19 protein-coding genes and 2 pseudogenes are annotated in these 22,210 nt (G+C 62.6%); 15 read left to right on the top strand and 6 right to left on the bottom strand.

Going from position 1 to position 22,210, the window contains the following annotated elements; translation table 11 throughout:
- The first annotated feature begins 347 nt into the window (after positions 1-347).
- The 3 genes and pseudogenes from ACFJI2_RS20460 to ACFJI2_RS20450 all read left to right on the top strand — a co-directional run.
- Positions 348-1,217, top strand: a complete 870-nt coding sequence (locus ACFJI2_RS20460) for a DMT family transporter (protein WP_377701638.1) — start codon at positions 348-350, stop codon at positions 1,215-1,217.
- 5 nt (positions 1,218-1,222) lie between these two features.
- On the top strand, positions 1,223-1,918 hold the full coding sequence (locus ACFJI2_RS20455) for a nitroreductase (RefSeq protein WP_377701637.1): 696 nt from the start codon (positions 1,223-1,225) through the stop codon (positions 1,916-1,918).
- A gap of 121 nt (positions 1,919-2,039) precedes the next feature.
- Positions 2,040-3,073, top strand: a pseudogene (locus tag ACFJI2_RS20450) (serine hydrolase); the annotation flags it as partial.
- Between the two features lie 146 nt (positions 3,074-3,219).
- Here ACFJI2_RS20450 and ACFJI2_RS20445 read toward each other — a convergent pair.
- Positions 3,220-3,999, bottom strand: coding sequence for an IclR family transcriptional regulator (locus ACFJI2_RS20445; protein ID WP_107872828.1), 780 nt, complete (start codon positions 3,997-3,999; stop codon positions 3,220-3,222).
- A gap of 129 nt (positions 4,000-4,128) precedes the next feature.
- Here ACFJI2_RS20445 and ACFJI2_RS20440 point away from each other — a divergent pair, with 129 nt between their 5' ends.
- From ACFJI2_RS20440 to ACFJI2_RS20395, 10 genes are all read left to right on the top strand, one after another.
- Positions 4,129-4,515 (top strand): diacylglycerol kinase, encoded by a 387-nt coding sequence (locus ACFJI2_RS20440; RefSeq protein WP_377701634.1) that lies wholly within the window; start codon positions 4,129-4,131, stop codon positions 4,513-4,515.
- Between the two features lie 107 nt (positions 4,516-4,622).
- The gene (locus ACFJI2_RS20435; protein WP_377701632.1) at positions 4,623-5,630 is read left to right on the top strand and encodes a sulfate ABC transporter substrate-binding protein; all 1,008 of its coding nucleotides are present in this window, start codon (positions 4,623-4,625) and stop codon (positions 5,628-5,630) included.
- A gap of 12 nt (positions 5,631-5,642) precedes the next feature.
- Positions 5,643-6,203 (top strand): alpha/beta hydrolase, encoded by a 561-nt coding sequence (locus ACFJI2_RS20430; RefSeq protein WP_107980913.1) that lies wholly within the window; start codon positions 5,643-5,645, stop codon positions 6,201-6,203.
- A gap of 9 nt (positions 6,204-6,212) precedes the next feature.
- Positions 6,213-6,851: a peroxiredoxin gene (locus ACFJI2_RS20425; RefSeq protein WP_377701631.1), complete on the top strand. Its 639-nt coding sequence runs from the start codon at positions 6,213-6,215 to the stop codon at positions 6,849-6,851.
- Between the two features lie 96 nt (positions 6,852-6,947).
- Positions 6,948-7,721, top strand: coding sequence for a sulfite exporter TauE/SafE family protein (locus ACFJI2_RS20420; RefSeq protein ID WP_377701630.1), 774 nt, complete (start codon positions 6,948-6,950; stop codon positions 7,719-7,721).
- 189 nt (positions 7,722-7,910) lie between these two features.
- Positions 7,911-8,720 (top strand): sulfate ABC transporter permease subunit CysT, encoded by an 810-nt coding sequence (cysT, locus tag ACFJI2_RS20415; protein ID WP_377705878.1) that lies wholly within the window; start codon positions 7,911-7,913, stop codon positions 8,718-8,720.
- A complete protein-coding gene (gene cysW, locus ACFJI2_RS20410; RefSeq protein ID WP_107872813.1) occupies positions 8,717-9,604 on the top strand; it encodes a sulfate ABC transporter permease subunit CysW in 888 nt (295 codons plus the stop codon). Before cysT ends, cysW begins: the two co-directional genes overlap by 4 nt.
- Before the next feature lie 3 nt (positions 9,605-9,607).
- Positions 9,608-10,681: a sulfate ABC transporter ATP-binding protein gene (locus ACFJI2_RS20405; protein WP_107872811.1), complete on the top strand. Its 1,074-nt coding sequence runs from the start codon at positions 9,608-9,610 to the stop codon at positions 10,679-10,681.
- The gene (locus ACFJI2_RS20400) at positions 10,678-11,610 is read left to right on the top strand and encodes a CysB family HTH-type transcriptional regulator (protein ID WP_107872809.1); all 933 of its coding nucleotides are present in this window, start codon (positions 10,678-10,680) and stop codon (positions 11,608-11,610) included. Before ACFJI2_RS20405 ends, ACFJI2_RS20400 begins: the two co-directional genes overlap by 4 nt.
- A 76-nt stretch (positions 11,611-11,686) precedes the next feature.
- Complete coding sequence (locus tag ACFJI2_RS20395) at positions 11,687-13,297, top strand: methyl-accepting chemotaxis protein (protein ID WP_377701629.1); 1,611 nt, start codon at positions 11,687-11,689, stop codon at positions 13,295-13,297.
- Positions 13,298-13,366: 69 nt separating this feature from the next.
- Here ACFJI2_RS20395 and ACFJI2_RS20390 read toward each other — a convergent pair whose 3' ends face one another.
- Positions 13,367-15,754: a TonB-dependent receptor plug domain-containing protein gene (locus tag ACFJI2_RS20390; RefSeq protein ID WP_377701628.1), complete on the bottom strand. Its 2,388-nt coding sequence runs from the start codon at positions 15,752-15,754 to the stop codon at positions 13,367-13,369.
- A gap of 103 nt (positions 15,755-15,857) precedes the next feature.
- A pseudogene (locus tag ACFJI2_RS20385) lies at positions 15,858-16,754 on the bottom strand (aldo/keto reductase); the annotation flags it as partial.
- A gap of 331 nt (positions 16,755-17,085) precedes the next feature.
- Between ACFJI2_RS20385 and ACFJI2_RS20380 the strand changes: the two are divergent.
- Positions 17,086-18,132, top strand: coding sequence for an aldo/keto reductase (locus ACFJI2_RS20380; protein WP_377701627.1), 1,047 nt, complete (start codon positions 17,086-17,088; stop codon positions 18,130-18,132).
- A gap of 271 nt (positions 18,133-18,403) precedes the next feature.
- On the opposite strand, the gene ACFJI2_RS20375 is transcribed toward ACFJI2_RS20380, so the two are convergent.
- The 3 genes from ACFJI2_RS20375 to ACFJI2_RS20365 all read right to left on the bottom strand — a co-directional run bounded on the left by ACFJI2_RS20375 (position 18,404) and on the right by ACFJI2_RS20365 (position 20,279).
- Positions 18,404-19,030 carry a phosphatase PAP2 family protein gene (locus ACFJI2_RS20375; RefSeq protein WP_377701626.1) on the bottom strand — a complete coding sequence of 209 codons (627 nt, stop codon included), beginning with the start codon at positions 19,028-19,030 and terminating at the stop codon, positions 18,404-18,406.
- A 90-nt stretch (positions 19,031-19,120) separates the two neighbouring features.
- Entirely contained in the window at positions 19,121-19,618 is a 498-nt protein-coding gene (locus ACFJI2_RS20370; protein ID WP_377701625.1) for a hypothetical protein, read from the bottom strand.
- Positions 19,611-20,279: a phosphatase PAP2 family protein gene (locus tag ACFJI2_RS20365; protein ID WP_377705877.1), complete on the bottom strand. Its 669-nt coding sequence runs from the start codon at positions 20,277-20,279 to the stop codon at positions 19,611-19,613. The genes ACFJI2_RS20370 and ACFJI2_RS20365 overlap by 8 nt, the downstream gene beginning before the upstream one ends.
- A gap of 280 nt (positions 20,280-20,559) precedes the next feature.
- Between ACFJI2_RS20365 and ACFJI2_RS20360 the strand changes: the two genes are divergently transcribed.
- A complete protein-coding gene (locus ACFJI2_RS20360; RefSeq protein ID WP_377701624.1) occupies positions 20,560-22,197 on the top strand; it encodes a phosphoethanolamine transferase in 1,638 nt (545 codons plus the stop codon).
- Positions 22,198-22,210: the final 13 nt, after the last annotated feature.

Genomic DNA, 22,210 nt, shown 5'->3' with positions numbered 1-22,210 from the left:
AGTCTTGAAGTGATTTAAGCGATGTAAGCGTTAGATGCTGCTGAAAGCTACCTGCAGTAAAACAGTGACGCGATTCTTTCAGGCCGAACAACAAATTGTGCAACGCAACAAACCCGATTTTACGGACTTAAATTTTTAAGTCAAGCGATTTTTGTGCGTTGCACAAAGGAACCTACTCCGGCCCGTTTGCCCTGTATTTCCGGGCGGAACGCTTATATTGATGTAGATCAATTTTGCTGCAGTTGCGGCCGCATCGGACCGCGAAATCCGCGCCGTGGTAGACTCTATGTCTTCCGTGCAACATCCACAGGCTGGCTGGGCGCGTCCGATACTATTGGTTCCCATCCATGTCCAAATCCGCTTCTTTCCTGTCACCCATCCCCCTGTTTTTCGTGTTCCTGTGGAGCACGGGCTTTATCGTGGCCAAGTTCGGCCTGCCGTACGCGCCGCCGCTGACCTTTTTGCTGCTGCGTTTCCTCGGCGTGCTGGCCATCCTGCTGCCGCTGGTGCTGGTGATGCGCGCGCCCTGGCCCAAGGGCAAGATAAGGGAAGTGGCGCTGGCGGGGCTGCTGATGCAGGCCGGCTACCTGGCCGGCGTGTGGTGCGCGATCAAGCTGGGCATGCCGGCCGGCCTGACGGCGCTGATGGTGGGCATGCAGCCCATCCTGACCGCCATGGCGGCGCCGCTGATCGGCGAGAAAGTGCGTCCGCGCCAGTGGCTGGGCCTGGTGTTCGGCCTGGGCGGCGTGGCGCTGGTGGTGTACGCCAAGATCACGCTGGTGGGCCTGTCGTGGCAGGCCATCGCGCTGTGCCTGTTTGCCTTGCTGTCGATCACGGCCGGCACCATGTACCAGCGCCGCCATTGCCCGCAGTTCGACTTGCGCACCGGCACCATCATTCAGTTCGCGGCATCGTTTGTGGCCGTTCTGCCATTTGCGCTGTATTTTGAAAGCTTTACTGACATACAATGGACTGTGCGCTTTGTCGGCGCGCTGGCCTGGTCCGTGCTGGCGCTGTCGATCGGCGCGATTTTCCTGCTGTTCGCGCTGATACGCCGCAGCGATGCCACCCAGGTCACCAGCCTGCTGTACCTGACGCCGCCCACCACCGCCATCATGGCCTGGCTGATGTTCGGCGAAGCGTTCAGCCTGCTGGGCGTGGCGGGGATGGCGCTGGCGGTGCTGGGCGTGGTGTTTGTAGTTAAACAACCGAAGTGAGCGACATGATTACGACTCCAGACCAGCAGGCGGTGGATGCCGCCATCACCTCGCGCCGCTCGATCCGCGCTTTCCTGCCCACGCCGATCGCGCGCGAGGACATCGAACAGCTGCTGCAGGTGGCCGCGCGCGCGCCGTCCGGCACCAATACCCAGCCCTGGAAAGTCTACGTGCTTACCGGCGAGAAAAAGCAGCTCTTGTCTGAGCGCATTCTGGCCGCACATACTGATCCAGAGCAGGCCAAATTGCATACCGAGGAATACGCCTATTACCCGCGCGAGTGGGTGTCGCCCTATGTGGACCGGCGCCGCAAGGTGGGCTGGGACCTGTACGCGCTGCTGGGCCTGACCCGCGAGAACAAGGCCGGCATGGCGGCCCAGCACGGCCGCAACTATGCCTTCTTCGACGCGCCCGTGGGCATGATCTTCACGATAGACCGCATCATGGAGCAGGGCTCGTGGCTGGACTACGGCATGTTCCTGCAAAACATCATGGTGGCCGCGCGCGGACGCGGCCTGGATACCTGCCCGCAGGCGGCTTTCACGCAGTACCACAAGATTATTCGCGAAGTGCTGGAATTGCCCGATAATGAAATGGTCGTGTGCGGTATGTCGCTTGGCTACGCCGCGCCGGACCGGGTCGAGAATACTTTGATCACTGAGCGCGAGCCGGCTGCCAATTTTGTTAAATTTGTAGAGTGAACAAGCTGTGGTTTTACGGTGCAATGCGGGATGGATTTCGCTTGCGCCGCCGTGGAGTTTTGCTACACTGCAACAAGAATGGTCTCACTGCATTGGGGAACGAAAATGGTTAAATTTACCCTTGGGCGCGATACTCGCCTTGCTGTGCGTCTCGCTGCCCGCATCCGCGGCCCACGCGGGAGAGAGCGCGCGCAAGCCCGCAGTGAAGAAAAGCAAGGCCACGCCACGCCGCCAGTCCATGGTGCTGCAGCCGATGGCGTCCGCCGCGCCGCGCGAGCGCACGGTGCGCCGCGTGATGGTGGTGAACGGCAAGCGCAAGGTGGTCTACCAGAAGGTGACCAATGTGTCGGAAGGGCTGGCGCGCCCCACCATGGGCGACCTGGCCGGCCTGCACCTGACGCGCGATCCGCTGGACCTGAAATCCAACGTGGCTTTCGTGCTGGACCAGGCCAATTCGGAAATCCTGTTTGAAAAGAATGCCGGCGTGGCGCTGCCCATCGCCTCCATCACCAAGATGATGACCGGCCTGGTGGTGGTGGAAGCCAATCAGGACATGGACGAAATCCTCACCGTGACCGAGGAAGACGTCGACCACGAAAAATTCAGCAGCTCGCGCCTGCGCGTGGGCTCGCAGCTGACGCGCGCCAATATGCTGCATATCGCCCTGATGAGTTCGGAGAACCGCGCCGCGTCCGCGCTGGGCCGCCACTATCCGGGCGGTTTGCCGGCCTTCGTGGACGCCATGAACGCCAAGGCGCAGGCGCTGGGCATGACCGACACGCACTACGTCGATTCCAGCGGGCTGTCCAAGATGAATGTGGCCAGCGCGCGCGACCTGGCCAAGCTGGCCATGGCGGCCTACCAGCATCCGGTGCTGCGCGAGTATTCCACCGACGCGAAAGCGGTGGTGGAGGCAAATGGCCGTCCTATGCAGTTCGGCACCACCAACCGCCTGATCGCCACGCCGGGCTGGGAAATCGGCCTGCAGAAACCGGCTTTATCAATGAAGCGGGCCGCTGCATGCTGATGCAGGCGGTGATCCAGGGCCGTGCCGTCATCATGGTGCTGCTCGATGCCAAGGGTTCCGCTGCGCGCGCTGCCGATGCGGGCCGCATGCGCAAATGGCTGGAAGCGCTGAAACCGGCCGGCATGTCGAGCGGCACGCTGGGCGGCGCCAGCCTCACTGGTGCCAGCCTTGGTGGTGCCAGCCTCGGCGGCGCCAATCTGGGCGGCGGCGGCACCGTCAGCGGCGGCATGAGCCCGGCCGTGGCCACCGATGTGAGCGGCGGCGCCGCGCGCGGCTACTCGGCCGGTATGTAACCCAGGGTGGCGGAGATCTGGTTGGCGGTAGCGACCAGGTCCTCCAGCCACTCATCCTGCAGGCGGTCGGCCGGCGCCGAGATGGACAGGCCGGCAATCAGCTTGCCGCTGTCGTCCCGTATGCCTGCCGCCATGCAGCGCACGCCCAGTTCCAGTTCCTCATTGTCGCGCGCATAGCCGCGCGCCCGCACCAGGCTCAGCTCGCGCTCCAGCTTGGCCAGATCCGTGATCGAGTTCTTGTTGTGTCCCGCCAGGCCGGTGCGCGTGGCGTAGGCGCGGATGGCTTTCGGCTCGTCCACCGACAGGAACAGCTTGCCGGTCGAGGTCAGGTGCAGCGGGCCGCGCCCGCCGATGGCGCGCACCACCTGCATGCCGGAGCGCTCGGAGAAGGCGCGGTCGATGTAGACGATCTCGTCGCCCTGGCGCACCGAGAGGTTGATGGTCTGCTGGGTTTTCTTGTGCAGCGAGCGCATGAAGTCCAGCGCCGCTTCGCGCACCGACAGGCGGCTCTTGACCACGTTGCCCAGTTCCAGCAAGCGCATGCCCAGGCGGTAGGTGCCCGGCTCGATGCGGTCCACGAAACGCGTCAGCACCATGTCGTTCAGGATGCGGTGCGCGGTGGAAGGGTGCAGGCCGGAAACCTTGGACAATTCCTTCAGGCTCACCGGGTCGGGGTACTTGGCCAAGGCGTCGAGCAGGGCAACCATGCGCTCGATCACCTGGATCGTGGTTTTTTGCTCCGGGACGGGTTCGATTTTCATGATGTGGTTGGTGCAGTGCAGTATTTAGTCCCTACTTTATACCATGATGTGAAAAAAAGGGGAATCGCGACGCGCATTTCTCCTATGACAGAGGCATAATGTCGCAGCGTATCAATCCTGGACAGGCATATGGAACAACCGGTTAGCGAATTTAAAAGCAAGAGTGGCATCAAACGGATCTTTTCGGCACTGTTGTATTCCTTCGACGGACTGAAGTCGGCATGGCGCCATGAGCACGCTTTCCGGCAGGAACTCATGCTGTTTGCGGCGGGCACGGTGGTGGCGCTGCTGCTGCCGGTATCGGCTTTCCAGAAGCTGGTACTGGTGGCGCCGCTGGTGCTGATGCTGATCGTGGAGCTGATCAACTCGGCCATCGAGGCAGTGGTGGACCGCATTTCGCTGGAACGCCATCCGCTGTCCAAGAACGCCAAGGACTTCGGCAGCGCCGCCGTGCTGCTGACCGGCCTGTTGGCGGCGCTGATCTGGGCGGTGGTGCTGGTGCAGCGGTTCTGGTAACGCATATGCGTTTCAGGCATAAGGAATCTCTAATTACTTCGTTCTAAAATATATAGCGCGGCGATAAGCTACAGCTTCTGAGGTCCTAACTACAACGGGGTATTCTGATGCTGTCCAAAAAAATTATCGCTGCAACCGTCTTCGCCGCCACCACCTTCGTCCCGGCGCTGGCCGCCGAGTTCAGCCTGCTGAACGTGTCCTACGATCCGACCCGCGAACTGTACGTGGATGTCAACGCCGCCTTCGCCAAGGACTACAAGGCCAAGACCGGCGACACTATCAAGATCAAACAATCGCACGGCGGCTCCGGCAAGCAGGGCCGCGCCGTTATCGACGGCCTGGAGGCCGACGTGGTGACCCTGGCGCTGGCCTACGACATCGACGCGATCGCCGAGCGCAGCCTGCTGAACAAGGACTGGCAAAAGCGCCTGGGCCACAACAGCACGCCGTACAGCTCCACCATCGTGTTCCTGGTGCGCAAGGGCAATCCTAAAGGCATCAAGGACTGGAACGACCTGGTGAAGCCGGGCGTGGCCGTCATCACGCCGAACCCGAAAACCTCCGGCGGTGCGCGCTGGAACCACCTTGCCGCCTACGGCTATGCGCTGCGCCAGGCGGGCGGCAACGATGCCACGGCAAAAGAATTCCTGAAGAAGCTGTACAAGAACGTGCCGGTGCTGGACTCCGGCGCGCGCGGCGCCACCACCACCTTCGTTGAACGCGGCATCGGCGATGTGCTGATCGCGTGGGAGAACGAAGCGCTGCTGGCCATCAAGGAACTGGGGCCGAACAAGGTTGAAATCGTGGCGCCGTCGGTCAGCATCCTGGCCGAGCCGCCGGTGGCCGTGGTGGACAAGGTGGTGGACAAGCGCGGCACCCGCAAGGTGGCGGAAGCCTACCTGAACTTCCTGTACACCGATGAAGCGCAGGAACTGATCGCCAAGAACTACTACCGTCCGACCGTGGAGAAGGAAGCCAGGAAATACGCGGCCCAGTTCCCCAACGTGAAGCTGTTCACGCTGGCCCAGGTGGCGGGCGACTGGAGCAACGCGCAGAAGGTGCACTTCTCCGACGGCGGCGTGTTTGACCAGATCTACTCGCCGGGCAGCAAGTAAGAGGACAGGGCGGTGGCGGGCGTGCTGTCGAAGTTCCGCGTGCTGGTGGCCCCGGGGCTGCACGGCAGCGGGCCGGAACACTGGCAAAGCCGCTGGCAGCGCCTGTACCCGTCGTTCGAGCGGGTGGAACAGGACCACTGGGACCAGCCGGACCTGGCAGTGTGGTCGGCGCGGGTAAGCCGGGTGCGCCAGCAGGAGCGCCGCCCTGCGCTGATCGTCGCGCACAGCTTCGGCACCCTGGCCACCGTGCACAGCCTGGCGCGCGATCCGGCCGGTGTGGCCGGCGTGCTGCTGGTGGCGCCGGCCGACCCGCACAAGTTCGGCGTCGCCGCGCAGCTGCCCATGACGCGGCTGCCGTGCCCCTCCATTCTGCTCGCCAGCAGCAACGACCCGTGGATGACGGCCGGGCACGCCGCGCTGTGGGCGGCGCGCTGGGGCAGCGAGTTCATCAACCTTGGCGCGCTGGGCCATATCAATGCCGAGTCCGGGCTGGGTGACTGGCTCGATGGTCAGCGGCTCTTGCAAAAATTGGCGGAACAGGCGCACAATGAACAGATCGTCAATATTTTCTAGGAGACCTTTATGACCTTACGTTTGGGCGATACCGCCCCCGATTTCGAGCAGCAATCCTCCATCGGTCCGATCAAGTTCCACGAGTGGGCGGGCAACTCCTGGGTGGTGCTGTTCTCGCACCCGGCCGACTTCACCCCGGTCTGCACCACCGAGCTGGGCCTGACTGCCAAGCTGAAGCCGGAATTCGACAAGCGCAACGTGAAAGCCATTGCGCTATCGGTGGACCCGGTGGAATCGCACACCGCCTGGATCAAGGACATCGAAGAGACGCAGAAAACCGTGGTGGGCTTCCCCATCATCGCCGACGCGGACAAGCAGGTGGCCAACCTGTACGACATGATCCACCCCGAGCAGTCCGCCACGGCCACCGTGCGCACGCTGTTCGTGATCGATCCGAACAAGAAGATCCGCCTGTCCATCACCTACCCGATGAGCACCGGCCGCAACTTCGACGAAGTGCTGCGCGTGATCGACGCGCTGCAGCTGACCGACGGCTACACCGTGGCCACGCCCGGCAACTGGAAAGATGGCGACGACGTCATCATCCCGCTGACCGTGCAAGACCCGGAAGTGCTGAAGCAGAAGTATCCGAAAGGCTTCAAGGCCGAGCGTCCTTACCTGCGGGTAACTCCTCAGCCCAACAAGTAATGCCCGCATGCGCCCTTGGGCGCATAAGCAAATAGAATTTTCGTTGTTTGGATTTCCGGCAAGTCTGTATACCCTTGCGTTTCTTAAGGGGAATCTATGGACTTGTCGTTTGTTGCTTCGGGTTTTGCGGTCGGCCTGCTGGTCGGCATGACGGGTGTCGGCGGCGGCTCGCTGATGACGCCCATCCTGACCCTGCTCTTCGGCGTCTCCCCCTCGGTGGCGGTCGGCACCGACCTGGCCTTTGCGGCCGTCACCAAATCCGCCGGGACCTTCACGCACCGCCTGCGCGGCACCGTGCGCTGGGACATCGTGCGCCTGCTGTGCCTGGGCGCCGTGCCCGCCGCCGTCGTGGCCGCCATCGGCCTCAAGCAGTTCGGCGCGCTGGACAAGGAAATCGGCCAGCTGATCCGCTATTCCATTGCCGGCTCGGTCATGCTGACCGTGGTCGCCATCCTGTTCCGCAGCAAGATGCTGGCCTGGATCAATGCCCATCCCGAACGCCAGCTGCACGGCCGCGCGCTGGACACGGCCACGGTCGTGTCCGGTGTCGTGCTGGGCACGCTGGTCACGATTTCCTCCATTGGCGCCGGCGCCATCGGCGCCACGCTGCTGGTGATGCTGTATCCGCGCCTGAGCGCGGCCGAAGTGGCGGGCACCGACATCGCCTACGCCGTGCCGCTGACGGCGGTGGCCGCGGTCGGCCACTGGTGGCTGGGCTCGATCAACTGGATGCTGCTGCTGACCTTGCTGGTCGGCTCGGTGCCGGGCATTACCATCGGCTCGTGGTTCGCGCGCGCCGTGCCGGAGCGCGTGCTGCGCGGCTTGCTGGCCGCCACCCTGACTGCGGTCGCGGCGAAATTGCTGGCCTAGGGTTCCGGCACAACACTGCCAAAACCGCATCTAAGCAAATGACAATTGCGTCGTTTGCTTCATAACTCCTCTATGCGATTATCCGGGCCTAAACTCGGAATTGTAATAAGAGGAGTATTCATGTCTGCAGTCGCCATCCCGGCCGCACCGCCGGTGACGTTCAAGTCCAGGAGCGCCCCGTTCAGGGTGATGCCGGGCTTTAACCTGTCGCTCGGCTTCACCATCTTCTACCTGGCGCTGATCGTGCTGATCCCGCTGTCGGCGGTGTTCCTGAAAACGTTCACCATGACGTGGGAGCACTTCTGGAGCACCGTCACGTCCGAGCGCGTGATGGCGTCCTACCGCTTGACCTTCGGCGCTTCGCTGATCGGCGCCTTCATCAACGCCATCTTCGGCTTCATCGTGGCCTGGGTGCTGGTGCGCTACCAGTTCCCCGGCAAGCGCATCATCGACGCGCTGGTGGACCTGCCGTTCGCGCTGCCCACCGCCGTGGCCGGCATCACCTTGACGGCGCTGTATTCGTCCAACGGCTGGTTCGGCACTTTCCTGGAAGGCACGCTGGGCCTGAAGGTGGCGTTCACGCCGCTGGGCGTGGTGGTGGCGCTCACCTTCATCGGCTTGCCCTTCGTGGTGCGCACCGTGCAGCCGGTGCTGGAGGACGCCGAGCGCGAACTGGAAGAGGCCGCCGCCAGCCTGGGCGCCAGCGCTTTGCAGACCTTTGTGCGCGTGGTGTTCCCCACCGTGCTGCCGTCGCTGATGACCGGCTTCGCGCTGGCCTTCGCGCGCGCCACCGGCGAATACGGTTCGGTCATTTTCATCGCCGGCAATATGCCCATGGTGTCCGAGATTACGCCGCTGTTCATCATCACCAAGCTGGAGCAGTACGATTACGCAGGCGCCACGGCCATTGCCGTGGTGATGCTGCTGATCTCCTTCGTGCTGCTGCTGTCCATCAATCTGCTGCAAGCCTGGGCTCGCGGAAAGTCGGGTAAGAAATGAGCGCGCCAACTCCAACCGTGCCGCGCCGCGGCGAACTGGCTTCGGCGCCCAATATCCTGGAACCGCTGTGGGTGCGCGGCGTGCTGATCGCCGTGGCGCTGACCTTCTTGACCCTGTTCCTGTTCGTGCCGCTGGTGGCCGTGTTTGCCGAAGCGCTGAAGAAGGGCTGGGACGTGTACGCCGCCGCCATCCTGGAAGACGACGCCATCTCGGCCATCAAGCTGACCCTGATCACGGCGGCCATCGCGGTGCCGCTGAACCTGGTGTTCGGCGTGGCCGCGTCCTGGTGCATCGCCAAGTTCGAGTTCCGCGGCAAGAGCTTTTTACTGACGCTGATCGACCTGCCGTTCTCGGTGTCGCCGGTGATCTCGGGGCTGATCTACGTGCTGCTGTTCGGCGCGCAGGGCTGGTTCGGTCCCTGGCTGGCCGAGCACGACATCAAGATCCTGTTTGCGGTGCCGGGCATCGTGCTGGCCACCATCTTCGTCACCTTCCCCTTCGTGGCGCGCGAACTGATCCCGCTGATGCAGGCGCAGGGCAGCGAGGAAGAGGAAGCGGCCATCGTGCTGGGCGCGTCCGGCTTCCAGACCTTCTTCCGCGTGACGCTGCCCAACATCAAGTGGGGCCTGCTGTACGGCGTGATTTTGTGTAATGCGCGCGCCATGGGCGAGTTCGGCGCCGTGTCGGTCGTGTCCGGCCACATCCGCGGCGAGACCAACACGGTGCCGCTGCAGGTGGAGATCCTCTACAACGAATACAACTTCGCGGCCGCGTTTGCCGTGGCCTCGCTGCTGGCACTGCTGGCGCTGGTCACGCTGGCCCTGAAATCCTTTATTGCCTGGCGTCTGCATGAAGACTACGCCGGCGTAGCTACGGAGCATTAAGCCATGACGATCGCAGTCAAGAACATCAACAAGCGTTTCGGCGAATTCACCGCCCTGAACAATGTGTCGCTGGATTTTCCCACCGGCGAACTGACCGCGCTGCTGGGGCCGTCCGGCTGCGGCAAGACCACGCTGCTGCGCTGCATTGCCGGCCTTGAGCACCCGGACTCGGGCCAGGTCCTGCTGGACGGCAAGGACGCGTCGGACCGCCACGTGCGCGAGCGCCAGGTGGGCTTCGTGTTCCAGCACTACGCGCTGTTCAAGCACATGACCGTGTTCGAGAACGTGGCCTTCGGCCTGCGCGTGAAGTCGCGCGCCGAGCGCCCGTCGGAAGCGCAGATCAAGCAAAAGGTCATGGACCTGCTGGGCCTGGTGCAGCTGGACTGGCTGGCCGACCGCTATCCGCCGCAGCTGTCCGGCGGCCAGCGCCAGCGCATCGCCCTGGCGCGCGCGCTGGCGGTGGAGCCGCGCGTGCTGCTGCTGGACGAGCCGTTCGGCGCGCTGGACGCGAAAGTGCGCAAGGAACTGCGCCGCTGGCTGCGCCGCCTGCACGACGAGCTGCACGTGACCAGCATCTTCGTCACGCACGACCAAGAGGAAGCGCTGGAAGTGGCGGACCAGGTGGTGCTGATGAACAAGGGTAACGTCGAGCAGATCGGCGCGCCGGACCAGGTGTACAACCATCCCGCTTCGCCTTTCGTGTACGGCTTCCTGGGCAATGTGAACATGTTCCACGGGCGCGTGCACGAAGGCGTGATCACCACCGGCGGCGTGGCGCTGGACCTGCCCTCGCACGGCGAAACCCAGGACAGCAAGGGCATCGCCTATGTGCGCCCGCACGACCTGGACGTGGACCGCTATGTGGCCGGCGCCGAAGGCATTGTGGTCAAGCTGCGCCGCGCGCACGCCATCGGCCCGCTGGCCCAGCTGGACCTGGAGCGCGCCGACAACGCGGAAATGATCGAAGCGGTGATACCGAACGAGCGCTTCAGCAAGCTCGGCCTGAAAGAGGGCGAGACGCTGGTGGTGCGTCCGAAGCGCCTGCATGTCTTTGTCGATGAAGGGAGCGCTATATGAATTTCCAGCAATTGCGTTCCATACGCGAAGCGGCCCGCCGCAACTACAACCTGACCGAAGTGGCCAACGCGCTGTTTACCTCGCAGCCCGGCGTGAGCCGCCAGATCCGCGAGCTGGAGGATGAGCTGGGCGTGGTCATCTTCGAGCGCAACGGCAAGCGCCTGACCGGCCTGACCGACCCAGGCAAGGGCATCCTGAAGATCATCGACCGCCTGCTGGTGGAAGCGGAGAACCTGCAGCAGGCCAGCCTGGAATACACGGGCCAGAACAGCGGCACGCTGACCATCGCGGCCACCCACACGCAGGCGCGCTACGCGCTGCCGAAAGTGGTGCAGAGCTTTCGCGCCGCCTTCCCGGAGGTGCGCATCGCCCTGCAGCAAAGCTCGCCCGAGCATATCGCGGAGTGGGTCCTGTCGGGCAAGGCCGACATCGGCATTGCCACCGAGGGCCTGAGCCAGTTCCCGGACCTGGTGTCCTTCCCGTGCTACCGCTGGAGCCACTTGATCGTGGTGCCGGACAACCACCCGCTGCTGGCGCGCACCAATATCCGCCTGGAGGACCTGGCCGAGTTCCCGCTGATTACCTACGACGTGGGCTTCACCGGTCGCGGCCACCTGGACGACGCCTTCGCGCGCGCCGGCGTGCGCCCGGACATCGTGCTCACGGCCATGGATTCGGACGTCATCAAGCAGTACGTGTCGCTCGGCCTGGGCGTGGGCATCGTGGCGTCGATGGCCTTCGACCACGGCCGCGACAAGGGCTTGCGCGCGGTGGAGGCGTCGCACCTGTTCGCTGCCAACACCACGCGCCTGGCGGTGCGGCGCGGGGCCTACCTGCGCACTTATGCGCAGGAGTTCATCCTGCAATTCGCGCCCGAACTGCGCCGCGCCGATATCGAAGTAGCCCTTGCCGGCGCTGAGGCCGCTTAGGTATATACTGACGCTCACTGTTGAGCCGCACTGCACCGATTTTTGAAACGTCGTTTTAAACTTCAGGGAGCGTCAAATGGGTATCGGCAATTGGAAGATAGGGACGCGGCTTGCCGCCGGGCTGGGGCTGTCGCTGGTGTTCATGGTGGGCATGTCCGTGGTGGGCATCGGCAATCTGGGCAAGCTGAACGACGGCACCGATGACCTGGCTGCCGACAAGGTGCCCAAGGTGATCGAAGCCTACGAGGCGGTGGGCGGCGTCAACGACATCGCCCGCGCCATGCGCAACGCCATGCTGTCCACCGATGCGGACACCGTGCGCAAGGAACTCAAGCGCGTGGACGACAAGAAGGCGGAAATCGCCGCCCATCTGGATAACCTCAACAAGCTGATCTCGGACGACACCGATGCGGAAAGCAAGGCCAGGCTGAAGGCCGTGCTCGACGCGCGTGCGCGCTACGACGTGGTGCAGACGGCCTTCATTGCCCGAACGGCCGACGCGGCCAAGCGCGACGAGAACGTGGTCTACCTGCTGACCACGGTGCGCAAGGAGCAGACCGCCTATCTCAATTCCCTGACCGATCTGGTCAAATACCAAACCGAAGCCGTGGCCAAGGCCAGCACGGACGCGCAGGCGGCCTACGTGGGCGCGCGCAACATGATGATCGCGCTGACGGTGATCGCCTCGGCGCTGGCGGCCGCCGTGGTGTACTGGATCACGCGCAGCATCACGCATCCGCTGAACCGCGCGGTGGGCGTGGCGGAAGCGGTGGCCAGCGGCGACCTGACGCAGCGCATCGAATGCGACACGGCCGACGAGACCGGTCAGCTGCTGCGGGCGCTGAAGAACATGAACGAGAGCCTGGCGCGCACCGTGGGACGGGTGCGCTCGGGCTCGGACACCATTTCCACCGCGTCGAGCGAGATCGCCAGCGGCAACCTGGATTTGTCCTCGCGCACCGAGCAGCAAGCCTCCAGCCTGGAGGAGACCGCCTCCTCGATGGAGGAACTGACGTCCACTGTCACCCAGAATGCCGAGAACGCGCGCCAGGCCACCACGCTGGTGGTGTCTGCCTCCGAGTTTGCCACCAGGGGCGGCAAGGTGGTGGGCGAAGTGGTGACCACCATGGGGGCTATCAAGGAAAGCTCGAACAAGATCGTGGATATCATCGGCGTCATCGACGGCATCGCCTTCCAGACCAATATCCTGGCCCTGAACGCGGCGGTTGAGGCGGCGCGGGCTGGTGAGCAGGGCAGGGGCTTTGCGGTGGTGGCGTCCGAGGTGCGCAACCTGGCGCAGCGCTCGGCGGCGGCGGCCAGGGAAATCAAGGCGCTGATCGGCGAGTCGGTGGAAACCGTGGACGCGGGCGCGCGGCTGGTGGAGGAAGCCGGCGCGACGATGGACGGCATCGTCAAGGCTGTGCGGCAGGTGGCCGACATCATGACCGAGATCAGCGCGGCCAGCCAGGAGCAGAGTTCGGGCATCGCGCAGGTGAACCAGGCCATCGTGTCGATCGACGATGTGACGCAGCAGAACGCGGCGCTGGTGGAGGAAGCAGCAGCGGCCGCGCAGTCGATGCGCGACCAGGCCGAGATGCTGGCCGAAGCGGTCAGCGTGTTCCGCCTGGCGGAGCAGCAGTACCAGGCGCACGCCGCGCCGCCGGTCCGCCGCCTGGCCGCCGCCTAATCGCCGCCTGATCGCCGCCTGATGCCGTAGGGCGGGTTAGACGCCACGCGTCGTAACCCGCCAAGCCGGTCACCAGCTATAGCCAGCCTTGGCATAGTAATAGCGCCCGTTGAAGCCGTTCGGCGCAAAGCCGCTGTACGGATTGATGCCGTTGTTGTTGAGGTTGTTCAGCGACGTCACCTGGTCCGGATACTTGTCGGTCAGGTTGTCGATGCCCGCGCTCAGCCTCCAGTTCTTGCCCAGCTTGACGCTGCCCGACACATCCAGCACCCACTGCGGGCTGTACACCTGGTCCTGCGCGGCCACGTTCTGCGGCACCGTGAAACTGCCGTAGCGCGTCACCAGGCCGCGCGCGCTCCAGACGCCCGCCGTGTAATCGGCCGCCAGGCTCAGCTTGTCCTTCGGCGAGCCCACCGTGGCGCGGTTCACCGTCTGGCGGTCGATCAGCAGCAGCTTGTTCGCCGTCAGCACGGCCGGATTGTCGGCGATGCGCACCACTTCGTTCTTGTTGTGGTTGTAGGCCAGCGTGAAGTCCACGCGGTCGCGGTTGGCCAGGTCCACGCGGTAGGTGCTCACCAGGTCCACGCCCTTGGTGCGCGTGTCCACCGCGTTGGTGAAGTAGCGCGCCGCGCCCACCGGCGCGCCCTGCGCCGCCAGCGTGGCCTTCAGCGCGTCCGGCAGGATCAGGTTGGCCGAGAACAGGATGCGGTCGTCGATGTCGATGCGGTACGCGTCCACCGTGGTGCTGAAGTTGCGGAATGGTTGCAGCTGCAGGCCCAGGCTCAGGTTCTTCGCCTTCTCCGGCTTGAGCGGCTGCGAGCCCAGTGCCAGCGCGGCGGTGCTGTTGACGGCGAAGGTGCCCGTTTCAATCGGCGTGTTTACGCCGTTGATGATGGAGAAGTTGGTGGTGGTGATGGTGTAGAACTGCTGCGCCAGCGACGGTGCGCGGAAGCCGGTGGAAGCGGTGCCGCGCAGCGAGAACGCGTCGCTGAAGGCGTAGCGCGCCGAGGCCTTGGCCGAGGTGGTGTTGCCGAAGTCGCTGTAGTTCTCGTGGCGCGCCGCCAGCGCCCCGGAGAACTGCCTGGTGAACGGCGCTTCAAGGTTCAGGTAGATGGACTTGTTGTTGCGGCTGTTCTTGCCCGCGTTGACCGGGCGGAAGCCGCTGAAGCCTTGCGAGCCGCTGCCGGTGTAGGAGGCCGCGTCGCCCGCTTCGATCTCGTAGCTTTCGCGGCGCGCTTCCACGCCGGTGGCCAGGGTCAGCGGGCCGCTCAGGCCGGGCACGGCGAACTCGCGCGCCAGGTCGAAATTGAACACGGACTGGGTGTTGGTCAGCTTGCCGAGGTGGAAGCTGGTGGGGCTCTTTTCCTTCAAGTCCTGGTTCACCGTGTTGTGGATGTTCAGGTCGAAGCGGTTGCTGCCGTAGTCCAGGCTGGCGTCCCAGCGCCACGCGCCGGCCGCGCCGCGCAGGCCAGCGGTCAGCGATTCGTCGATGGAAGTGCTGTCCTGCAGCGGCAGGAAGCCTTCCGGGAACAGGGGGCTGCGCAGCGAAGTGCCGTTCAGCGCGGTGCGCCAGGTGGCGGCTGCCTCGGTCTTGCGCTGGCCGAAATTGCCGAAGGCGTAGAAGTCGATGTCGTCGTTGACGCGCAGCTGGCTGTTGACGAACACGTTGCGCGGCTTGGTGTCCGGGTCGCCGTAGCGCTGGTTCACCTTGCCGTAGCGCGGCTCGGCGGGGTTGCGCAGGTCCGGGCCGGCGCGGTTGGTTGGGTCGCGGTCGGCCGCCTCGGCCGCCAGGCGCAGCCAGTTCCCGTTGCCCAGGTCGAAGCCGGCGGACGCTTTCAGCGTGACGCTCTGGCCGTCGCCTTCCTTGTGTTCGCCGTAGCCAATTTCCGCTTCGCCGCCCTTGGCGCCTTTTTTCAGGATGATGTTGATGACGCCGGCAATCGCGTCCGAGCCGTATTGGGCGGCGGCGCCGTCGCGCAGCACTTCAATGTGGTCGATGGCGGCGATGGGGATGGCGTTCAGGTCCACCGGCGCGGAGCCGCGCCCCAAGGTGCCGTTGACGTTGACCACGGCGGAGGCGTGGCGGCGCTTGCCATTCACCAGCACCAGCACCTGGTCCGGCGACAGGCCGCGCAGCTGCGCGGGGCGCACGGCGTCGCTGGCGTCGGCGCCGGAGGGGCGGGGGAAGTTCACCGACGGCAGCACGCGGCCCAGCACCGTGGCCAGTTCGGTCGAGCCGGAAGCTTGCAGCTCGCGCGCGCCGATGATGTCGACCGGCGATTCGGAGTCGGCGGTGCGGCGGTTCTTGGCGTAGGTGCCGGTGACGAGCACGGTCTGCACGTCGGCTTCCGGCGCCGGCTGCGCGGTTTGCGCTGCGGCCGGCAGGCCGAGCGAAGCGACCAGGCTGAAAGCCAGCAGTGCGCGGCCGGGGTGTGGTTGGGTGTGGCGGAAGCTCATCGTAAACTCTCTGGCATAGGGAAAGCCGAGAGCTTAACGATGAGTTGTCAACGAGGGAACGAATGCTTATTGCTAAGCTTATGTCCCACCGACATATGAGGACTTATTGCCCCGGGTTCGGCAGGCTGGCATGGATGGCGTCGATCTGCGCCACCAGTTCCGGCGCCAGCTCGGTGCCGAGCGCGTCGATATTTTCCTTCAATTGCGCCAGCGTGGTGGCACCGATGATGGTGGAGGCCACGAACCAGCGCGTGTAGCACCAGGCCAGCGCCATCTGCGCCGGCGTCATGCCATGCGCACGCGCCAGCGCGGCGTATTGCGCCACCGCTTCCAGCACGGCCGGACGCAGGTAGCGCGGGCTCCAGCTGGGCGGGAAGATGGTCAGGCGGCCGTGCGCTTTCGGATTGTCCAGGTACTTGGCGCTCAGCTGGCCGAATGCCAGCGGGCTGTAGGCCAGCAGGCTCACTTGCTCGCGGTAGCAGGTTTCGTTGAGCAGGCTGGTTTCGTAGTGGCGCGCCGTAAGGTTGTACAGGTTCTGGATGGTGGCGATGCGCGGCAGGCCTTTCATTTCGGCCTGCTTGACGAATTCATTCACGCCCCAGCACGATTCGTTGGACACGCCGATGTGGCGGATCTTGCCTTCCTGCTGCAGCTGGCCCAGCACGGCCAGCGTGTCTTCGATGGCCACGCATTCGCGCTCATTGGCCGGGTCGAACACGGAGGCGCCGAAGATGGGCACGTTGCGGCTCGGCCAATGCAATTGGTATAAATCGATATAGTCCGTCTGCAGGCGCTGCAAGCTGGCGTCCACGGCAGCGCGGATGTTGGCCGCGTCCAGGTTGTTGCGGCCGCCGCGCACCCAGTGCATGTTCGGGTTCGGGCCGGCCACCTTGGTGGCCAGCACCACGTCGGCACGCCTGCCGCTTTTCTTGAGCCAGGTGCCGATGTGGCGCTCGGTGGAGCCTTGCGTTTCGGCGCGCGGCATCACCGGGTACATTTCGTATGGCGATAAAATATGTCGGTTGTCACTTGGTATGACTGGCTCAAACGCTATGGGCTCGAGGTGAAAACGAGCGGAATAGCAATTCGTGAGAGCGAAAATCGTACAATAGCAGGCGCAGATGTAGTGTAATGGCTTCCTAACTGCAAATAAAGGCCAATTTTTTACATTTAGACAGTCTCGGCCTTAGAGTGATTTTTTCAAGATACTCACCATTCCTCGGCGCCGTGTCTCCAGCGCGGGTGCATAGGGGCCGCGGGCTGAGCTACAATAAATTGGTATAGGTACGCGTATGTGCCGTCCCCATCAAGCAATTCCGGAGAAAATCTGTATGGAAAAGACGCAACTTGGCACAAGCGGCATGTCTGTTTCGAAAGTCTGCCTTGGTACGATGACGTTTGGCGAACAGAATAACGAAGCGGAGGCCCACAGCCAACTTGACTACGCCCTCGATCGCGGGGTTAATATCGTCGATTGTGCGGAAATGTATCCTGTGATGCCGCGTGCTGAGACGCAAGGCTTGACTGAGTGCTTCATCGGTAGCTGGCTAAAAAAGAGCGGACGGCGCGATGACATCATACTGGCAACCAAGGTGGCCGGACCGAATCCCAACATGACGTGGATCCGCGGTGGAACGAACAACCTTGATGCGGCCAATATCCGTAGCGCCGTCGAGACGAGCTTACGACGCCTACAAACGGACTATATCGATTTATACCAATTGCACTGGCCGAGCCGCAACGTGCCGATCTTCGGCGCGACTGTGTTCAATCCGAACGCCGAGCAGCGCAGTGTGGCCATTGAAGACACGCTCGCCGTGCTGGGTAGCCTGGTCGATGCTGGAAAAATCCGTCACATTGGCGTATCGAACGAGAGCTCATGGGGCGTCAGTGAATTCATCAAGCAGGCAGCGCTGAAAGGCTTGCCGCGCATCGCCTCAATTCAGAACCTGTACAACCTGACGGCGCGCGGTTTCGAAACGAGCCTACTCGACGAAACCTGCTTTCGCGAGCAAGTAGGCCTGCTGGCGTATAGTCCGTTGGCATTCGGCCAGTTGAGCGCCAAGTACCTGGATGATCCGAAGGCGCACGGCCGCCTGACGATCTTCCCGGCTAGCTGGAGTCCACGCTATTTACGCGCCGAGGTATTGGCGGCTGTGAATGAATATGCCGCGCTCGCGCGCGCGAACAGCATGACGCCGGCGCAGATGGCGCTGGCCTGGTGTTATTCGCGCTGGTTCGTCGCCTCGACCATCATTGGTGCGACCACGCTGGCGCAGCTGAAAGAAAACATCGACGCGACCCAGACCGTGCTGTCTGAAGAAGTGACTAAGGCCATCAACGAAATCCACGCACGCCTGCCCAATCCGGGGCAGTAGTGAGAGCCAAGGGAAATATTGATTCGTAATGCCGTTTCCCCCAATTAGGTTCCCTCGGTTTTGCATCTCCCATCAGACGGCTCTTATGCGTCCTTCTTTTCCTGATTCTGCGCAAGTAGCATCTGGTCGCTCATGCCCAGCTACTGTGCTGTTGCGCTGATAGACTCGCAGGCCTTCACACGCCTGACCGCGGAGCCGGCAAGCTGACCCTGTAACTTGGTAGCCCCTCAATGCCAAGCATCCGTGGATACGAACACGCGACGATCAACACCTAAAAGCGGCCATGCAGGCCCACCTGCACACCGTGCGGCATTAGTTGCAAAGTGAAGGAGTGGTTGCTGCGATGTGCGTACCAGCCTGCCGCTGTGCCGATCGCCAAGCCGGCGAGCACGTCGGTTTGCCAATGCCCGCGCGTTTTCATCCGGGCATAGCCGTCGTAGGCGGGCAGCGCCGCCAAAGCATAGACCCATGGCTGTTCCTGTCCATACTCCAGGATAAATGGGGTCACCGCCGCCGCAAAGCTGGCCGTTTCACCGCTGGGGAAACTGCGGTCATGGGCCGAGCGGAACCATGCGTTTGGGTCATCGGTATTGCTTGGGCGCACGCGGCGAAAGGTTCGCTTCAGTACCTCGGTGCTTACCGCTGAAATCAACAGCGCATCCACCGACTTCCAGTTGGTGCGGCCGAAGCGCGTGTCGCCGCCTTCCCAGACCCCTGAGACAATTTCCGCAGTGATCAGCGTGCCGAGCATAATGTGCTGCGTCCGGCGTGCCCAGATGCCATCATTGTCTACGCCTAGCCGATGATCGATGCCAAGCGGTCCGTCAGCCGCCATGGCACTTGCCATCGACAAGCCACACAACATCCCCATCAGGGTTTGCTTCGATATAGCGGACATAAAGGTCTCCAAGGTAGCAATACATAAACAGAATGTGATGCTGTAGACAGGAATACTCTCACGCGCGCCGGCCCATTGCATTATTCGTTGTCAACTAGCTCGCGAATGACAACTTTGGTGGTTCTTTGCGCTGGCGGTGCCCTCATCGTTGCCGGTTCGCTGGTGGTCGTCAAGTACGGCTGAGGGGGCGCGGAAGGCAACGCGCGCTCGTAGTCCGTTGCCATGATCGCCGGCGTGCAGGAACAGTGTGGCACTATGCAGGCAGGCGATATGGCTCACGATGGCCGCTCCAGAAACAGAGATAGACGTCATCCCGGGCGCCTCGAAGCCGCGCTCCAGGCGGGCCAGCGCAAGCAGGTAGTTCGCCAGTATGATCGGTGAATCGGTAGTATTAGCAATTGAGCGCACGAGTTCTTGCGGCGTAGTGGTGTCGTTCTCCCGCAGTGCCAAATGCGCCAGCGTTTTGAAGATCGTTAAAGGCGAGCGCAACTGGCAAGACGCACGTCGTATGGAGCGGCAGCTCGCGATCAGATTCAGAACATCATCGCCATAGACGCAGCCAGGAGCCGTCGGAAAGCTGTCAGTCACGGCCTAGCCCCCAAGTGCTGGCACATTGCGCCAACTGGCGTCGCATGATCAGCGCAAGTCCGACGCACCACATACACGCCGCGCACCACCCTGCCAGCACGTCCGAAGGATAGTGCGCGCCCAGATAGATACGCGACATCCCGACCAGCATCACATAAAAGCCACCAGGGATCAGCCACAAAACAACACCTGGTCTCCCTGCCATCAGGATGGCTGTGGCGACCACCATAGCCATCGTCTGCATTGCGTGGCCACTCGGGAAACTGAAGCTGGTTTCAGGTGGTAGAAGCTGCCATAAATCGGGCCGCGGCCGTCCGAAGCTTAGCTTGGCAATGGCATTTAAGGCGGCAGCCCCACCGGTGGCCAACATCCAGTATAAGGCGCGAGGCTGCCGCTTCCGTAGAGCGACAAACACCACTACGTTGACCGGCAGCACGACCCAGGCCGACCCAATGGTTGAAGCGAATAGCATGCAATGGTCCAGAATAGGATGGGCGGTAGCGCGGAGCCAGTACAGCAACGGCAAGTCAAATCCAATTCGTTCCCGTTCTAGTACGTCTTCTGCCAGGGCTGAAAACAAGAGCAGCGGCAACAGCACACCCAGGAACAGCGGCAAAATTGCCGAGCTCGACAGGATGGTCCTAATCGCAAACCGGTACATAGACGCCAAGATGTCCTCCTGTTGAGCTGTCCTCTGTCCTCCCTTTCGCAGGTTACGCGGGAGGACGTTAGAGGAAGGTGAAATGCTTGTTATGTTTTCGATATGACGATTGCGGTTGCATACCAACTAGTACATTGCACTGTATTGCAGCCGCATAGCGTCGGGCTGTGCGTATGGCATCGGTGGTGACTTCACACAATCCTCACATCTGCTTGACGTGCCGTTGAGGACCGGAATGCTACCGTGCTTACCTCATTAGAATTCCCTCCCATGCCCCCCAGTGTGTAGATTCGCTCCGCGCCTTCGCGCGCACTACTTGCCATTGATCGGCGCAAGCTTCCTCGTCAGCGCTTTCAACTTTACCTTCTGGGAACGGTTCGTGGCCGCTGTCGGTGGATGGGAGTGGCACAAGCTGCCCTTACTCGCTGCCACTTTCATCATGCTGACACTAGTGTTCACCGCCGCGCTCAGCTTGGTGAATTTTCCACGCACCATCAAACCGGTGCTCATCGTCCTGGTTGTCAGCGCTGCGGGCGCGAGCTACTTCATCAACCAGTATGGCATCCAGATCGACAAGGCCATGATTCAGAATGTGATCGAGACCGATCTGCGAGAGGCCCGTGAACTGTTGAGCTGGAAAATGCTGCTCACGATCTCCTTGCTGGGGATATTGCCCTCCGTCCTTCTGGCACGCACGACCCTGGAGTTCGCGCCGCTGAAGCGCCATCTCGCGCTGGGCGGCGGCACGGCGGCGGCCTCCGTTCTGATCGCGGCGGCCATTCTTATTCTCTTCTTCAAGAGTTACGCACCTGCGGTGCGCGAGCACAGGGAATTGCGCTTCCTACTCACGCCCAGCAATGTGATACAAGCCATTAATGGCTACGCGCGTCAAAAGTGGGCCAAGCCATTAGTTGTCGCGCCGCTCGGCACCGACGCGGTGAAAGGCCCGACATGGAACGGCCAGCTGAGGCGCAGCGTTACGATCATCGTTCTGGGCGAAACCGCGCGGGCAATGAATTTTTCGCTGAACGGTTATGCGCGGCTAACCAATCCGCTGTTGACGGGACGGCCGGGACTGATCAACTTCAGCAATGTTTCCTCCTGTGGTACGTCGACTGCCGTGTCTCTGCCGTGCGTCTTTTCGGCACTCGGCCGGGAACACTACTCCGATACCAAGGCGCAGGGGCAGGAGGGCCTGCTTGACGTCCTTCGGCACGCTGGCTTCGGGGTGCTGTGGCGTGACAACAACTCCGGCTGTAAAGGCGTCTGCGCGCGTGTGGAATACGAAGACCTGTCCCAGCCCGAGGTGGGCAATGCCTTCTGTAATGCAGAGGAGTGCTACGACGAACGCCTATTGGAAAACCTGCCGGAAATTATACGCAATGCCAAGAAAGATCTGGTCATCGTACTTCATCAAAAAGGCAGTCACGGGCCAGCATACTGGAAGCGTTATCCTGCCGCCCATGGAAAATTCGGGCCTGTGTGCGAGACCAACGATCTGGAAAAGTGTTCGCGCGAGTCCATTATTGCCGCGTATGACAACACTATTCTCTACACGGACCTCCTGCTCAGCAAGACCATCGACTTACTTGAGAAAACCGCCAAGAGCGAGGATGTCGACACTGCTATGATTTATTTCTCTGACCATGGCGAATCGCTGGGGGAAAGCAATATGTATCTGCACGGCGCCCCCTATATCATCGCGCCGGAGGAACAGACCCACGTGCCCTTCATGCTATGGTTCTCGGAACGTTTTTCGCAGCGCTTTAGGGTCGATACTAAGTGCGTGGCGGCCCGTTCAGAGCAGAAATTCACACATGACAATGTGTTCCACTCCGTCCTGGGCCTGCTGGACGTCAGTACGGCGGTCTATAATCCCGGCCTGGACCTGTTCCATGCCTGCAGTCGTGACGGCTGATAGCGGAGCAAAT

It is taken from the genome of Pseudoduganella sp. UC29_71 (assembly GCF_042693265.1).
In the GTDB taxonomy this organism is placed as follows: Bacteria; Pseudomonadota; Gammaproteobacteria; order Burkholderiales; family Burkholderiaceae_D; genus Rugamonas.
Note: the sequence above shows the minus strand (reverse complement) of the source record. Positions and strands in the feature narration are given on the sequence as shown.

Excerpts from the sequence above, each read along its gene's own strand:
- ACFJI2_RS20460 (WP_377701638.1), top strand. The coding sequence starts at position 348 with ATGTCCAAATCCGCTTCTTTCCTGTCACCCATCCCCCTGTTTTTCGTG.
- ACFJI2_RS20455 (WP_377701637.1), top strand. The coding sequence starts at position 1,223 with ATGATTACGACTCCAGACCAGCAGGCGGTGGATGCCGCCATCACCTCG.
- ACFJI2_RS20445 (WP_107872828.1), bottom strand. The coding sequence starts at position 3,999 with ATGAAAATCGAACCCGTCCCGGAGCAAAAAACCACGATCCAGGTGATC.
- ACFJI2_RS20440 (WP_377701634.1), top strand. The coding sequence starts at position 4,129 with ATGGAACAACCGGTTAGCGAATTTAAAAGCAAGAGTGGCATCAAACGG.
- ACFJI2_RS20435 (WP_377701632.1), top strand. The coding sequence starts at position 4,623 with ATGCTGTCCAAAAAAATTATCGCTGCAACCGTCTTCGCCGCCACCACC.
- ACFJI2_RS20425 (WP_377701631.1), top strand. The coding sequence starts at position 6,213 with ATGACCTTACGTTTGGGCGATACCGCCCCCGATTTCGAGCAGCAATCC.
- ACFJI2_RS20420 (WP_377701630.1), top strand. The coding sequence starts at position 6,948 with ATGGACTTGTCGTTTGTTGCTTCGGGTTTTGCGGTCGGCCTGCTGGTC.
- cysT (WP_377705878.1), top strand. The coding sequence starts at position 7,911 with ATGCCGGGCTTTAACCTGTCGCTCGGCTTCACCATCTTCTACCTGGCG.
- cysW (WP_107872813.1), top strand. The coding sequence starts at position 8,717 with ATGAGCGCGCCAACTCCAACCGTGCCGCGCCGCGGCGAACTGGCTTCG.
- ACFJI2_RS20405 (WP_107872811.1), top strand. The coding sequence starts at position 9,608 with ATGACGATCGCAGTCAAGAACATCAACAAGCGTTTCGGCGAATTCACC.
- ACFJI2_RS20400 (WP_107872809.1), top strand. The coding sequence starts at position 10,678 with ATGAATTTCCAGCAATTGCGTTCCATACGCGAAGCGGCCCGCCGCAAC.
- ACFJI2_RS20395 (WP_377701629.1), top strand. The coding sequence starts at position 11,687 with ATGGGTATCGGCAATTGGAAGATAGGGACGCGGCTTGCCGCCGGGCTG.
- ACFJI2_RS20390 (WP_377701628.1), bottom strand. The coding sequence starts at position 15,754 with ATGAGCTTCCGCCACACCCAACCACACCCCGGCCGCGCACTGCTGGCT.
- ACFJI2_RS20380 (WP_377701627.1), top strand. The coding sequence starts at position 17,086 with ATGGAAAAGACGCAACTTGGCACAAGCGGCATGTCTGTTTCGAAAGTC.
- ACFJI2_RS20375 (WP_377701626.1), bottom strand. The coding sequence starts at position 19,030 with ATGTCCGCTATATCGAAGCAAACCCTGATGGGGATGTTGTGTGGCTTG.
- ACFJI2_RS20365 (WP_377705877.1), bottom strand. The coding sequence starts at position 20,279 with ATGTACCGGTTTGCGATTAGGACCATCCTGTCGAGCTCGGCAATTTTG.